General features: G+C 34.0%; 14 protein-coding genes. All 14 read left to right on the forward strand.

The window, feature by feature from the left end:
• Positions 1-75: 75 nt before the first annotated feature.
• The 14 genes from A9970_RS16410 (at position 76) to A9970_RS16475 (ending at position 14595) form a co-directional block, all read left to right on the forward strand.
• A complete protein-coding gene (locus A9970_RS16410) occupies positions 76-1545 on the forward strand; it encodes a polysaccharide biosynthesis protein (protein WP_182983059.1) in 1470 nt (489 codons plus the stop codon).
• On the forward strand, positions 1538-2599 hold the full coding sequence (locus A9970_RS16415; protein WP_182983060.1) for a polysaccharide pyruvyl transferase family protein: 1062 nt from the start codon (positions 1538-1540) through the stop codon (positions 2597-2599). Before A9970_RS16410 ends, A9970_RS16415 begins: the two co-directional genes overlap by 8 nt.
• On the forward strand, positions 2592-3584 hold the full coding sequence (locus A9970_RS16420) for a glycosyltransferase (RefSeq protein WP_182983061.1): 993 nt from the start codon (positions 2592-2594) through the stop codon (positions 3582-3584). Before A9970_RS16415 ends, A9970_RS16420 begins: the two co-directional genes overlap by 8 nt.
• Positions 3585-3593: 9 nt before the next feature.
• The gene (locus A9970_RS16425) at positions 3594-4787 is read left to right on the forward strand and encodes a glycosyltransferase (RefSeq protein WP_182983062.1); all 1194 of its coding nucleotides are present in this window, start codon (positions 3594-3596) and stop codon (positions 4785-4787) included.
• Between the two features lie 11 nt (positions 4788-4798).
• On the forward strand, positions 4799-5668 hold the full coding sequence (locus A9970_RS16430) for a hypothetical protein (protein WP_182983063.1): 870 nt from the start codon (positions 4799-4801) through the stop codon (positions 5666-5668).
• Positions 5665-6879, forward strand: a complete 1215-nt coding sequence (locus tag A9970_RS16435) for a hypothetical protein (protein WP_182983064.1) — start codon at positions 5665-5667, stop codon at positions 6877-6879. Before A9970_RS16430 ends, A9970_RS16435 begins: the two co-directional genes overlap by 4 nt.
• A gap of 24 nt (positions 6880-6903) precedes the next feature.
• Positions 6904-7836, forward strand: coding sequence for a glycosyltransferase family 2 protein (locus tag A9970_RS16440; protein WP_182983065.1), 933 nt, complete (start codon positions 6904-6906; stop codon positions 7834-7836).
• Between the two features lie 56 nt (positions 7837-7892).
• Positions 7893-8447, forward strand: coding sequence for an acyltransferase (locus A9970_RS16445; protein WP_409079952.1), 555 nt, complete (start codon positions 7893-7895; stop codon positions 8445-8447).
• A gap of 225 nt (positions 8448-8672) precedes the next feature.
• Positions 8673-9059, forward strand: a complete 387-nt coding sequence (locus A9970_RS28940) for an acyltransferase (RefSeq protein ID WP_409079953.1) — start codon at positions 8673-8675, stop codon at positions 9057-9059.
• A 30-nt stretch (positions 9060-9089) separates the two neighbouring features.
• Positions 9090-10019, forward strand: a complete 930-nt coding sequence (locus A9970_RS16455) for an NAD(P)-dependent oxidoreductase (protein ID WP_182983068.1) — start codon at positions 9090-9092, stop codon at positions 10017-10019.
• A complete protein-coding gene (locus A9970_RS16460; protein WP_182983069.1) occupies positions 10009-11151 on the forward strand; it encodes a glycosyltransferase family 1 protein in 1143 nt (380 codons plus the stop codon). The genes A9970_RS16455 and A9970_RS16460 overlap by 11 nt, the downstream gene beginning before the upstream one ends.
• A 5-nt stretch (positions 11152-11156) precedes the next feature.
• A complete protein-coding gene (locus A9970_RS16465; RefSeq protein WP_182983070.1) occupies positions 11157-11903 on the forward strand; it encodes a glycosyltransferase family 2 protein in 747 nt (248 codons plus the stop codon).
• A 15-nt stretch (positions 11904-11918) separates the two neighbouring features.
• On the forward strand, positions 11919-12818 hold the full coding sequence (locus A9970_RS16470; protein ID WP_182983071.1) for an NAD-dependent epimerase/dehydratase family protein: 900 nt from the start codon (positions 11919-11921) through the stop codon (positions 12816-12818).
• Positions 12819-12852: 34 nt separating this feature from the next.
• Positions 12853-14595 (forward strand): phospho-sugar mutase, encoded by a 1743-nt coding sequence (locus A9970_RS16475; RefSeq protein WP_182983159.1) that lies wholly within the window; start codon positions 12853-12855, stop codon positions 14593-14595.
• Positions 14596-14598 lie beyond the last annotated feature (3 nt).

Here is a 14598-nt window from a genome sequence, read left to right on the forward strand (position 1 = left end):
CAATATTTTACTGTGTCATCAAATAGAACAATAGCTAAAAATACACTTTTTTTGTATTTCCGAATGTTTTTCAATATGGGGGTAACACTTTTTACCTCCCGTATTATATTGAAAACACTGGGTGTGCAAGATTTCGGTATTTATAACTTGGTAGGCGGGGTAGTTGTATTGTTTTCATTTTTGAATGGTGCTATGTCTTCAGCTACTCAGCGGTTCTTAAATATAGAGATTGCAAAAGGAATAAAAGAGCGTATTAATCATGTTTTTTGCACGAGTATGAATATACACATAGGCATTAGTCTAGTGGTTCTTATATTAGCAGAAACTCTTGGTTTATGGTTTTTAAATTATAAACTCAATATTCCCGCTGACCGCATGTTTGCCGCTAATCTGGTTTTTCAAATGTCAATTTTGACTACTATTATAGACATTACGAGAATACCTTATAGCGCGATTATACTAGCGTATGAGAGGATGTCTTTTTACGCATATTTCGGGATTTTTGAGACCATCATGAAATTATTGATAGTTTACATGCTCTCTCTTTTTACTAATTACGACTATCTGGTTGTGTATGGAGTTCTTTTAATGTTTGTAAATCTGTTAGGAAACGTTATTTATCGTGTGTTTTGTGTCAAAAATTTTAAGACAGAAACTCACTTTAGAAAGTATTATGATAAAGTTCTCACCCGGGAAATGACATCATTTTCGGGGTGGAACTTGTTTGGACAAGTTGCAACAGTTGGCGCAAACCAAGGCCTTAGTATGGTGTTAAATATTTTTATAGGTGTGACTGTAAACGCGGCGATGGGAATAGCAAACCAGGTAAATGCTGCTATCTATAACTTTATATCTAATTTTCAAATCGCTTTCAATCCACAAATCATCCAGACGTATGCACTTAATGATTATGAGAAGCATAGAGCGTTAGTTATCAATACTTCAAAATATTCATTTTATTTAATGAGCATACTAGCAGCGCCATTTTTGCTTCATACAGAATTTATACTACATTTATGGCTGGGTGATGTTATTCCTCAGTTTGTTATTCCATTTGCAAGAGTTATAATATTGTCATCTCTGTTTGATGCATTATGTGGTCCGTTGTGGATGTCAGCTCATGCTACTGGGAAAATTCGTAATTATCAACTAAGCATATCGTTTATTCTATTGTTGAATTTACCGCTGTCATATCTCTTATTAAAATTGGGATATAGTCCAGTTTATGTGTTAATCGGTAAACTCGGTCTGAGTTTCATCGCATTCATCTATCGGTTTTACTTTATCAAAAAAATCATCCACCTAAGTCTTAAAAACATATTGGTTTATGCCTCTAATATAATTCCAATATTTATCTTATTTGGAGGGGTATTTTATCTTATTAAAGAAGGGGTTATGCGTGAAACTACATGGGCATCTTTCTTTCTATATACCTTGATTTTCGAAACTATTATATTTTTTTCAATTTTCATCCTGGGAATAGGTAAATCTGAAAGAAATCTTATTTATTCATTTATCAAATCAAAATTTGGCAAAAATGCTTAAAAGAAGTTTAATTAAAATCATGTCTGCTTACATTAAAATGTTAGATAAGAGAAAAGCAGACAAAATAGCTCGTCTAATAAAGTCTGAAAATAAGCATAAACGTTTCTTCTTATTTCAAACACCTACGCATTCAAATATAGGTGATCATGCAATTGCAGAAGCACAATTAGATTTTTTAAATGCGAATTTTCCAGGCCATACAGTATATGAGCTGAATCAAGATTTGATGGTTTATTTTATCGAAAAATATAGTTCTTTGATCAATAAAAACGATATTATACTTTTACATGGAGGTGGGAATTTTGGTAATGAATATATGAGAGAGGAAAAATTGAGAACTTTTGTTATCCAGAATTTCCCAAATAATAAGATTGTCGTATTTCCACAAACAATTCATTACTCCAATGATATTTCAGGAAAAGAACAATTACAAGCTATTCAGAGGCTTTTTGCAGGCCATCCTAATTTGACTTTAACAGCAAGGGAAAATGTTTCATTTGATTTAATGAAAGAATATTTTCCTTCCAATAAGGTCATCCTCACACCCGATATAGTTTTATCACAATCTCAACTTAAGAATCAACCGCGAAGCTACGGTCTTGAAGTCATCAGAGCTGATCAAGAATCTATTTTGTCGAATTCCGATAAAGAGCAAGTACATCAGCTTCTTGTTTCAAACTTTGACCAAGTAATTAATTCTGATATGCATGCCGAGGATTCACGTACTGTAAAGACATTAGAAAAGCGAAAGGCTGTGTTAGAATTTAAGCTATCGCAATTTCGATCTGCAAAAATTGTTATAACAGACAGACTTCATGGAATGGTTTTGGCAGCTATAACTGGAACACCATGCATTGTATTTAGTAATTATAATCAAAAAGTTTTGGGAACATATGATTGGATTAAAGATCTAAATTATATTCGATTCGTAAGAGATATAGGGGAAGCACAAAAGGCCTTCGGAGAATTAAATAGTTTGGAAAGTTACAGTCCATATGATAGTAAACTGCTTGAAAGTATGTATAACCCTTTAATTGAATCGTTACATGAATAGTCATGTTCTAGTTTCAGTTGTAATTCCGATTTATAATGTAGAGGAGTATTTACCCAGCTGCATTGACTCTATACTGTCACAAACATATAGTTATTTAGAAGTTATATTAGTCGACGACGGATCTCCAGATGGCTGTGGTGAAATATGTGAAGAGTACGCTTTGAAAGACGCGCGTATCAGAGTATTGCACAAAGAAAACGGGGGATTATCAGATGCGCGTAATGCTGGGCTTGAAATTGCTAATGGAGATTACGTTTGGTTTGTAGATAGCGACGATTCAGTTTCAACAACTGCTCTAAAAGATATTCTTAGTACAGTATCTGAACAAGACCTTATCGTATTTGATGCAGATTTTATTTATAATACCTACAATAGAAGGACCGTATATAAAGGAATAGAAGAAGGAAAGGTTTATAGTGGTTTTGATTTTATGTCAAAAGTTACATTTTATGGTGCTTGGAATATATTGTACAAAAGGAGCTTTCTGAATAAGTTTAATTTTAGATTTTATAAGGGTCTTCTTCATGAGGATATGGAATTTTTACCTAGAGTTTTTGCATATGCTGAAAAGGTAACATATAAACCTGTAATTGGCTTAAATTATATAGCTGAACGCCCTGGATCTATCATGCAGTCAATTAGTCTGAAAAGACTTTCGGCTGCTATAGAAATTTTAAATAGTCATATCAAATTTGTAAAAGGAAACCAATATTCTGATGATCAGGTTAAGGTTATTATGAAAAAAAGATGGGAGACATTTTTACCATTTTTTGTTAAAGCGCAAACTCTTTCAAAAGATGATCGAAAAGCGTATTACAGGCTTCTCAGAGTGAATAGGGAATCGTTACTATATTGTTTTAATCATACTGATAAATCAGCAAAAAAAATACAAGCTGCATTTCTTAAACTTTCCCCTGTTGGTTTCTTTAAGTTTAGATATTGGGGTTACAATATTTTAAAAAAGATTAAGCTATTACCTTTTTAACAATTTGATATGAATATATTATTTCTATATGGTTCAACTATCGACCCTGAAAAAGGAGGAATTCAGCGTGTCACAGAGGTCTTAACAAATTGTTTTGTTGATCGAGGCTTTTCTGTTTTCTACCTATCTCTCATTAGAAATTCCGATAGTTTTAATAAGGAAAGACAATTTTTTTTACCAAATCAAGATGAATGTCTTAACATTGATAATGTCGATTTTTTGCTAAAATTAATTGATAACTATAAAATTGATATTGTTATTAATCAAGCAGGTATGCATAGTCAGCTGTCTCAATTAGCTTATTATGCAAAGAAGGCAGGTGTTAAGTTGATATCCTGTATACATAATTCATTTTTATCGCCAATTAAACATTTTGATATTACGTATTATAATGACGCAAGGAAAAAAGGGTTACATTTTTTGTTGCCTTTGACTAAAATTAAAATAGTTAAGGATACACTTTTATGGTTTTACAAAAGAAAATATCAAGACCATTATAAATCATTATATAAGAATTCTGACAGAGTAGTGCTTTTATCAAATAGCTTTAAAGCAGAGCTGGAATTTTTCTTGGGTAAAAAAGTAAATGAAAATAAAGTAGTCGCAATCAGTAACCCTACTTCTTTCGCTGTGAGTGATGAGAATGAAAAATATTTAGGTAATAAAAAGAAGCAAATTTTACATGTTGGCAGGATCGATATAAGACAAAAGAGAGTGGATCTTTTAATAGAGATTTGGAGCAAAATTTCACCTCATTTTCCAGATTGGATTTTAAAAATTGTTGGTGATGGACCAGATCTAGCTTTTATAAAGAATATAGTGCAACAAAAAGGGTTAAAAAATGTTGAATTTGAGGGTTTTAAAAACCCTGTGGAATTTTATAAAGATTCACCAATATTTTGTATGACATCTGCATATGAGGGGTTTGGCATTGTTTTGGTTGAGGCTATGACCTTTGGATCGATTCCTCTGGCATTTGATAGTTATGCTTCTGCATCGGATATAATTGATTCTGGAAAGAATGGTTTTTTAATAAAGCCTTTCGATGTCGACGCTTATGTTACGAAGGTTATCGAACTTATTCAGGAAGAGAATAAACGGATAGAAATTGGTCAGAAATGCTTATTAAAAGCTATAGATTTTACAATAGATGAAATTGGCCAAAGGTGGCAAAATTTATTTATAGACTTATTTAAAAATTAATACATACCGATATGAGAAGCAAATGGTTTTTATTGCTATGGATCTTATTTATAAGCTCTATCGTTTATGGGCAAAAGGGTTTTACTGTATATTACGCAAAAGCACTTCACAACAAAGGATCTAATGATCTGCTAGCAGTAGGCGGGAATTTTCAGAATTATCGTTTAATAACACAACATTTTATTGACCCGAAAAATGTCGGGACTGTTGATCTCGATTTGCTAGAGAAAAACATTATACGTATTTTCCCAGATAAGAGCGCTAACGAGCTTATTTGTTTAGATTTGGAGAACAGTCTTTTTTATGATCTTTCAAAATATAAAAAAACTGATTCTAGGTATAAAAATGCTGAGCAGAAGTTTATCTCAATGATTCGGTTAGTTAGAAAATTGCGGCCGAATCTTAAAATTGGAATTTATGCTCTTCCACAGCGCTATTATTACGATCAATCAAAGGAGACCGATTTAACTAAATACGATAGCATTTTGCAAAACTGTGATGTTATTATGCCGAGTCTCTATTTATTCTATCCCGATAAGCAGGTCGGAAAAAATGCGAATATATCCTATTTGGAGAAGAACCTCCGTCAGGCATTATCTTATGGAAGTAGATTGAATAAACCTGTAGTTCCATTCGTTTGGAGTATGATCCATCCATCGAATAAAAGATATGCATATCAATTGGTTTCCAAGAGCGAGATGAAGAATTATATTCAAACAATACGAAATTTTACTTATAAAAACTCGTCGGTAAGTGGTATTGTATGGTGGGAAGCCGAAGATTCTATATTTGCTAATTGGTATAAAGGGGCCTATAAATCACAACCTGGCAAAGGAATGCAGGATAATATTATTTTGGACTATTTTGATTTGAAAAAGTGAAGAAAAAGATAAATATATCAAATACTTTATATTTAGGTTTTTTCCTGGTATTATGGTCTGTTAATGGTTATTTTGTGGGAGGAAATGCCCTGAAATATCTTATTCTTGCAGTTGGTTTGTTGATGATTTTCTCGTACAATATTAATGGTCATTTAAAGAAGCATAAGGGGTGGGTAGAAATATCGATTTTTGCATCTTTATATTTCCTTCTGGTTATTGTTAAAGCGTTTTTACAGGAGCAGTATACCACATCTCCGACAATTATCATTTTTGGTGTTATAAACGTATTGCTAATAATAACGGGTGCGCTTATTGCGAAAAATGAATCTCTGATAAAGTTTCCAAATAAAAAGACTATAATTATAATCTTCATATTAACATTTGTTGGTGCGATATTCTTTTTTATTTTTCAAAATAGTTTAGTCGTAACTGTTGGTACGTCGGGTCGTGCCGTAGGTGGTGAAGATGATGGTGTCAATGTTATTGGGATTGCTTACACGAATGCATTAATATTTATTATCCTTTTTATAATTCATAGATTTTTGGGTAAAAGAAGCAAGTTAATGTCTTATACAGCATTGGCATTAATGTTATTGTCAGTGCTGGTGATAATTCAAACACAGTCTCGTGGTGCAATTATATATCTAGCCATTATTATCATTCTTTTTTCCTTTTCTGGACTGAAATTGCAGAAGGCTATTCCAATGTTAATGCGTACACTTCTTTATCTTTTTTTAGGAGCACTATTAGTTTTTGCCTTTATAAAAATCAATCCCGGAGCGCAACGATCATTTGACGGGTTTATGAATAGAATGGACGACTTGGTTGGATCGGTTCAGGGTACTTCTGTTGACCGATCAAGTGAGGAGAGGGAAGACAAGTATAACGATTTTTTCAATAACTATGATCAATATCTTTTTGTTGGTCAGAGACATTACACCCCTTATCCACATAATATATTTATTGAAATAATACAAAGGTTTGGGCTGATTTTGGGGATACCTCTTATTTTGGTAATTCTAACCTGTGTAATTCGAGCAGTAAAATATATTTATAATAAAGAGGCTGATATGGTACTTCTATTCTTTTCTATGGTTTTTCTATTCTCCTTTTTTCAATCATTAAGTTCGATGTCTCTTGAAATGAACCGGACATTATGGTTGAGTATGGGGGTTTTATTGGGTAAAAGGAATTCTATACTTAATAGTTAATTTAAAAATAAGTAAAATATACACATGGATTTAAATACAGCGCTGGCACCAATTGTTTTATTTGTTTATAACCGTCCTGAGCATACTAAAAGGACTTTGGAAGCACTTTCAAATAATACTTTGGCTGCGGAGTCTTCACTTTTTATATTTTGTGATGGAGTGGCTGAAGCTGCTTCCGATGAGAATAAAAAGAATAATGAGCTAGTAAAGGAAGTGATTGCTTCAAAAGCTTGGTGTGGTAAGGTTGAAATTATCACTTCGCCTGTAAATAAAGGTTTAGCAAATTCTGTTATTTCTGGTGTAAGCCAAATCATTAAAAAATTTGGAAAAGTGATTGTACTTGAAGATGATTTGCTCACTAGTACTACATTTCTGGAATATATGAATACTGCGCTAACCCTTTATGAAAATGAAAATAGAGTTTTTCAAATAGCTGGTTTTAGTTATAACGTGCCAAGTATAGAGATTGATCACAAAAGCTTTTTTGTTCCTCTGACCTCTACTTGGGGTTGGGCTACATGGAATAGAGTTTGGGAGAATGTAGATTTTGAATGTAAGGATTATAATATACTTAAATTGGATAAGGCCCTCGCGAAAAAATTTAATTTTGAAGGGAGTTATGACTATAGAAAATTGTTTATTCAGCAAATGGAACAGCAAAAGGTCAGTTCTTGGGGAATTCGATTTTATTGGAACGCATTTAAAAATCATGGTCTAATATTATACCCTGATATCACTTTGGTAAGAAATATTGGTTGGGACGGGTCAGGAAGACATCAAGATAGTTATGAAGTTTTTCCTCTAAAATCTTGGGATTGGGACTATAAAATTACTTCATTTCCAGAAAAAATTGAAATGGATGAATATATCGTAAATGAAACAAGAAAATACATAAAGAAGAGGACCAGTTTTTTTACAAAATTATTGGCCAGGATGAGTCAATATTTAAAAAAATAGAGATGAAGAAAATTATAGGATTAATAGCTTTTTACGTTTTGACTTTGAAAAGGAAGATGTCAGATAAAATAAATGATCTTTCTTGTAAAAGTTTCGTTACCCATGGTCGTGGTTGCCATTTTAGAAGGAATGCAAGTGTAGAAAATAAAACCGATGATGTTAATAATATAACTATTGGAAACAGTGTAGTTATCGATGGTAGTTTATTGACATTTAAACATGGAGGTAAGATTAGTATTGGTGATTATGCATACATAGGTGTGGGTTCAAATATTAGGTCAGGAGAATCGATCAGTATTGGCAATAATGTTTTAATTTCTCACAATGTAAATATAATAGATTCTAATTCCCACGAAATAAATTATTTGGAGAGGGCTGAATCTTATAAAAATTTGTTAAAAATTGGCCATCCATCAGATCAAGGGGCTGTTGAGACTGCCAAAATAATTATAGAGGATCATGTTTGGATAAGTTATGGCGTATCCGTTTTAAAAGGGGTTACAATTGGAAAAGGTGCAATAATCGCTGCAGGAAGTGTGGTGACTAAAGATGTTGCCCCTTTTACCTTAGTTGCTGGAAACCCAGCTAAATTTATCAAGCAATTGAATTAGAAGCGATGAATAAAATTATAAATTACATTTTAAGTAAGCTGATAGGGGGCAAGAGAAGGTAGAAAAATATTCTGAATGCGGGAGAAAGTAAATTTTAGCATAGTCAAAAACCGACTTAATGGAAGACAGAAGGAAATGGTTCAAATAGGCCATGAATGCTTATTAGGTATGACAATAATTCTTGAGGGTGATACGGCAAAGTTTAAAATAGGTGATAGAGTATATATGGGAAATAGTAGCATTATTTGCAAATCATCAGTTTCATTTGGAAATGACATTCTAGTAGCTTGGGGTGTTGTGTTTTATGATCATGATTCTCATTCTTTGGATTATAGATTTAGAGATCAAGATGTTAAGCAGACATATATTGATTATGTGAATGAAAAAGGCAACTATCTGAAAAATAAGAATTGGAATGTTGTTAATTCGTTGCCTATAGTTATTGAAGACCATGCTTGGATACGCGCCGAATCTATGATATTGAAAGGGGTTACGATTGGAAAAGGAGCGATCGTAGGAGCTAGAAGCGTGGTTACGAAAGATGTTCCTCCCTTTACCGTGGTTGCCGGTAATCCGGCAAAAGTCGTAAAAGTTCTAGATATTCAACAATAAAATCTCAAGAGATTTTGATAAAAATATATTATGAATACAGAAAAATTGAAGATTGTTATAATAGGATCGAAAGGATTTATCGGTTCGAATGCATTAAGCTATTTTGAAAATTTGGGACATGATGTGTATGGATGCGGTGTGTCGGAGTATCCATTGGATGAGAAATATTTTCAGGTTGATAGATTTGCTCCAGATTATAACAATATTTTCAAGTTAGAAAAATTTGATGTTTGTATAAACGCTTCGGGATCGCCCGGAGTGGGTTTCTCACTAGAATATCCTCAAGAAGACTTTAGGATGAATGTAAGTAACGTTTATTCCTTACTTAATGCAATAAGGGTATATAATAAGGATTGTAAATTTATTAATCTTTCAAGTGCCGCAGTGTATGGTAACCCCAAAGAGCTTCCCATCAAAGAAGACTCCAAGTTAAATCCGCTTTCTCCATATGGTTTCCATAAAATGATTACCGAGCAATTGATTTCTGAGTTTTTTCAGGTATTTGGAATATCAACCGTATCGTTTAGAATTTTTTCTGCATACGGCCCCGGTATAAAAAAGCAATTGTTATGGGATATTTATCAAAAATCTATTTCTGCCAACAACAAAGGTGAGGTGGCTTTATTCGGTAAAGGTAATGAGACAAGAGATTTTATTTATGTAGAAGATCTTATGGAGGCATTGAACATTGCTATTCAAAACAATCTTTTCAAGGGTAAAACTTATAATTTGGGTTCGGGCGAAGAAATTTCTATTGAAGATATTGCTTCAACATTTTTAAATATCATTAATCCTTCATTGCAACTTAATTTTAACGGAATTCAAAAACCTGGAGATCCACTGTTTTGGTGTTCGGATATGAGTGAACTGGAGAAATACGGGTTTAAGGCTAAAATAACAATTCAGGAAGGATTGAAAAATTACCATAATTGGCTTATAAATGAAACAAATGAAAAGTAAAAGAATAGGTATTTTATTTATTTTTAAAAGTAGGTGGTTAGGAGGGCTTTATTATCTCATTAATGTAATAAAAGCCTGCAATTATCTTCCTTCGGATGAACAACCTGAAATAGTAGTGTTTTATAATCAGAGAACGCAAAAATATCTAAAGGAAATAGACTATTCTAAAGTGAAATTTGTTGAAGTGGATCTCGACTTCGATTATAAGCGATATTTTAAGTCTTTTTTTCTGAGAAGGAATTTTTATTTTACAAATGATTTTACCCACCACAATTTGGATGTGTTATTTCCTTTCAATGACTTTATTGGTAAAACTTGTTCTGAGAATATTGATTTGGTCTCTTGGATTCCAGATTTTCAACACAAATTTTACCCACAATATTTTAACAAATTGAACCTATTTTTAAGAGAATTAAAGTTCAAAAGTATTGTTAAAAATAGTAATGGGCTAATTCTGTCTAGTCAATCTGCAGTAGATCATTTTAAGCAATTTTATCCGATGAAAGCAGCTTTTGCTCCTAAAATAGTGAGATTTACTTCTATTTTCGATGTTGAAGCTTTACCTAGCAAAGAATACGTCACTCAAAAATACAACACTACGAGAGAATACTTTATTGTTAGCAATCAATTTTATGTTCATAAGAACCATTTAATTGTACTAAAGGCTTTAAAAGAATTAAAAAATCGCGGGATTTTTGCAAATATATTAATGACAGGCCGCCCGAATAAAAGCGATGATGTAACCCTAATAAATGAAATTGAAGATTATATTAAGGCGAACGATCTTTCCGACCAAGTCCAATTAGTTGGGTTATTACCAAGAGAAGATCAACTAGCTTTGATGAAATATGCTATTTGTGTTATTCAACCAAGTAAATTTGAAGGCTGGAGTACGGTTATTGAAGATGCAAAGACATTGAAGAGAAGGGTTATTGCGTCTAACCTTGATGTTCATATAGAGCAATTGGGAGATCAAGGTTATTTTTTCGATCCAGAAAATGCTGTCGAACTCGCAAGTTCTATGGACATATTGATAAATGGACCGGAAAGGTTTGTCAACTGGGGGGAATTACCCGAAAGAACCGAAAGATTTGCTCGTAGCTTTTTGCAAGGGCTTTATTCCAAAATTTGATTAGTATGAAAATCTCAATTATTACCGTTTGCTGGAATTCAGCAGCAACAATAGAAAAGACCATCAGATCGCTGCAAGAGCAGAACTATAATGATATTGAATATATCATTGTGGATGGAAATTCTAAAGATGAGACGCTCAATATCATAAAAAAATATCCACAAGTCGTTTCAAAATGGATTTCGGAACCGGATAAGGGCTTATATGATGCAATGAATAAAGGGATCACAATGGCTACGGGGGATTATGTGGGTATAGTCAATGCAGATGATACGCTTGCTAACCCAAATGTGATTAGTGAGACTGTTAACTTCCTAAAGAACCATGATGTCGGTGCGAGTTTAGGCGATATTGTCCAACATAATAATGATGGGAAAATTTTACGGCATTACTCTGCAGCAAAATGGTCACCTGAAAAACTTAAAATTGGTTTTATGCCTGCGCATCCAGGTATATTTTTTAAGCGAGAATTATTTGATAAGCTTGGTTACTATGCACTTGACTTCAAAATAGCTGCAGATTATGAGCTGATTACAAGATTCTTCCTTAAAAATAAGATTTCTTGGGCTTACTCTAATATTGTGACTCATCGTATGCTTGTCGGCGGGGTGAGTTCTTCTGGCTGGGAAAGTTATAAAAAAGTTTCCGAGGAAATTATGAAAGCCCTTAAAATGAATCAAATTTCATATAGTACTTTCAAAATTAAATCTCGTGCCGTATGGAAGATATTCGGCTTTTTAAAACGTAAATAATTCTTTTTTCTACCTATGAATGTTATTATTACTGGAGCTTCGGGGTTTGTTGGTCAAAATCTCACAAAGTATCTTATCGAAAATGAGCATATAGTTAAGAGCCTTTCTTTAAGGAATGATAATTGGATCAACCAGTTTGATAATAAGGCGGATGCAATCATACATCTAGCAGGTAAAGCACACGATACAGCGAATACATCACATGATCAGGAATACTTCGATGTTAATTATTATTTGACTGTACATCTATTTGAAGAGTTTATAAAATCTGATATTAAAGATTTCTTCTATTTTTCTTCGGTGAAGGCTGTAGCAGATTCTGTTGATACTATCGTCCGAGAAGATATAACCGGCAACCCTCTAACGGCTTATGGTAGATCCAAATACCAAGCCGAGCAATATCTTTTGGGGAATAAATTAGCCGAAGGTAAACGTTTGTTTATTATTAGGCCTTGCATGATTCATGGGCCCGGTAATAAAGGTAATCTAAATCTATTATTCAATGTGGTAAAAAAAGGTATCCCTTGGCCGTTAGCTTCTTTTCATAATGAACGCTCTTTTCTAAGTGTAGATAACTTGTCGTTTTTGATTGAGGCGATGCTCGAGACAAAAGATCTTGATTCTGGTATCTATAATTTCGCTGATGACGAATCTCTATCTACGAATGACCTGGTTACATTGATTTCTGAGACCCTCGGAAAAAAACCAAGATTATCTGCAATTCCTTCTGCTTTTATTAAAGCGCTCGTAAAAGTTGGCGATTTTTTGCCTCTTCCGCTGAATTCGGAGCGTTTGAAAAAGTTAACAGAATCATATGTCGTATCTAATGAAAAAATAAAGCAATCGCTGCATTTAGAGCGACTACCAATAAGCGCGAAAGAAGGTTTAAAACATACAATACAATCATTTATATAATAGTGTTTTACACTACTCAATAACCTTAGTAATGATGGGACTTTTAGATTTAGATAAAAACTTACAAAAAAAAATCGAAGATTGGTTAACCCCAAGTTATGATGAAGGAACTCGGAAAGCAGTTCAGGATTTAATCGACAATAATGAGGATACAGAACTTACGGATTCTTTTTACAAGGATCTTGAATTTGGAACCGGCGGCTTAAGAGGTATTATGGGTGTGGGCTCCAATCGTATGAATAAGTATACGATCGGCAAAGCAACTCAAGGATTAGCCAACTATCTAAAGAAACAGTTCCCAGATCAGGAGATTAAAGTAGCGGTATCATATGACAGCCGCAACAATTCGCAGGCTTTTGGCCAGCTGGTTGCCAACGTGTTTGCAGCCAACGGCATCAAGGTATACCTCTTCACAGCATTACGCCCGACCCCAATGTTATCGTTTGCCATCCGTCATTTCGGCTGTCAAAGCGGTGTCATGCTAACGGCTTCACACAACCCAAAGGAATACAATGGTTATAAGGCTTATTGGAATGATGGATGCCAGCTGACTGACCCACATGATAAAAATGTAATCGATGAAGTAAACGCAATCAATGCTGTGAACGACATTAAATTTGAAGGGAACACACACAATATCATTCCCGTCGGCGATGAAATTGATCAGCTCTATATTGACGCCAATAAAAAATTAAGTATTCACCCTGAAGCGGTACTAGCTCAAAAAAACTTGAAAATTGTTTTTTCTCCGATACATGGTACGGGAATTACAATCGTTCCTAAAATGCTGGCTGCCTGGGGATTTGAAAATGTGTCCGTTGTTGCCGAACAAGCTACTCCCGATGGCAACTTTCCGACGGTAATCTATCCAAACCCAGAAGAGGAAGATGCAATGGCTTTAGCATTAAAAAAAGGTGAAGAAATTGATGCCGATCTTGTATTGGCGACAGACCCCGATGCCGATCGCGTAGGTATTGTCGTAAAAGACAATCAAGGACAGTTTCAACTGCTTAATGGCAATCAGATCGGTAGCCTGTTGATATACTATGTTCTCAGCGAAAAAAGTCACCTAGAACAATTGGGGGCCAATCCGTATATCGTAAAAACTATCGTAACAACAAATCTGGAGGCAGACATTGCAGAACATTTTGGTGTGCCTTGTTATGAAACACTTACAGGCTTCAAATATATTGGTGAATTGATTACCCGTTTAGGCGATTCAGCACAATATCTGGCCGGTGGTGAAGAAAGCTATGGCTATCTTGTCGGTGATCTTGTTAGAGATAAGGATGCATTAAACGCTTGTGCTTTTCTTGCCGAAATGACTGCTTATTTCAAAACAAAAGGAAAAACTGTCTATGAAGTTCTATTAGATATCTACAAAGAATTTGGCTGTTATCAAGAAAAGCTCATTTCCCTAACTAAAAAAGGGAAAGCTGGTGCCGAGGAAATTCAGGCTATGATGTTGGGACTACGCGATAATTTACCGAAGAGTCTTGGAGGTGTTCAAGTCAAAGAAATTCGGGATTATCAACTTTCCCAAACCACAGATATGTTTACTGGCGAAAAAACAGCGATCTTTTTGCCCAAGTCGGATGTGTTACAATTCATAACAGTAGATGGTGACGTAATTTCCGCACGACCATCTGGGACAGAGCCTAAACTCAAGTTTTACTGTTCAGTGAAAGAAAACTTAAAGGATTCAGCTGATTATCCTGGCTTACAACTTGTTCTTCAGGAAAAAGTGGACAGAATGATGAAAGATATCATAGGTTAATAA

The organism is Sphingobacterium sp. UME9 (genome assembly GCF_014170215.1).
Classification (GTDB): Bacteria; Bacteroidota; Bacteroidia; order Sphingobacteriales; family Sphingobacteriaceae; genus Sphingobacterium; species Sphingobacterium paramultivorum.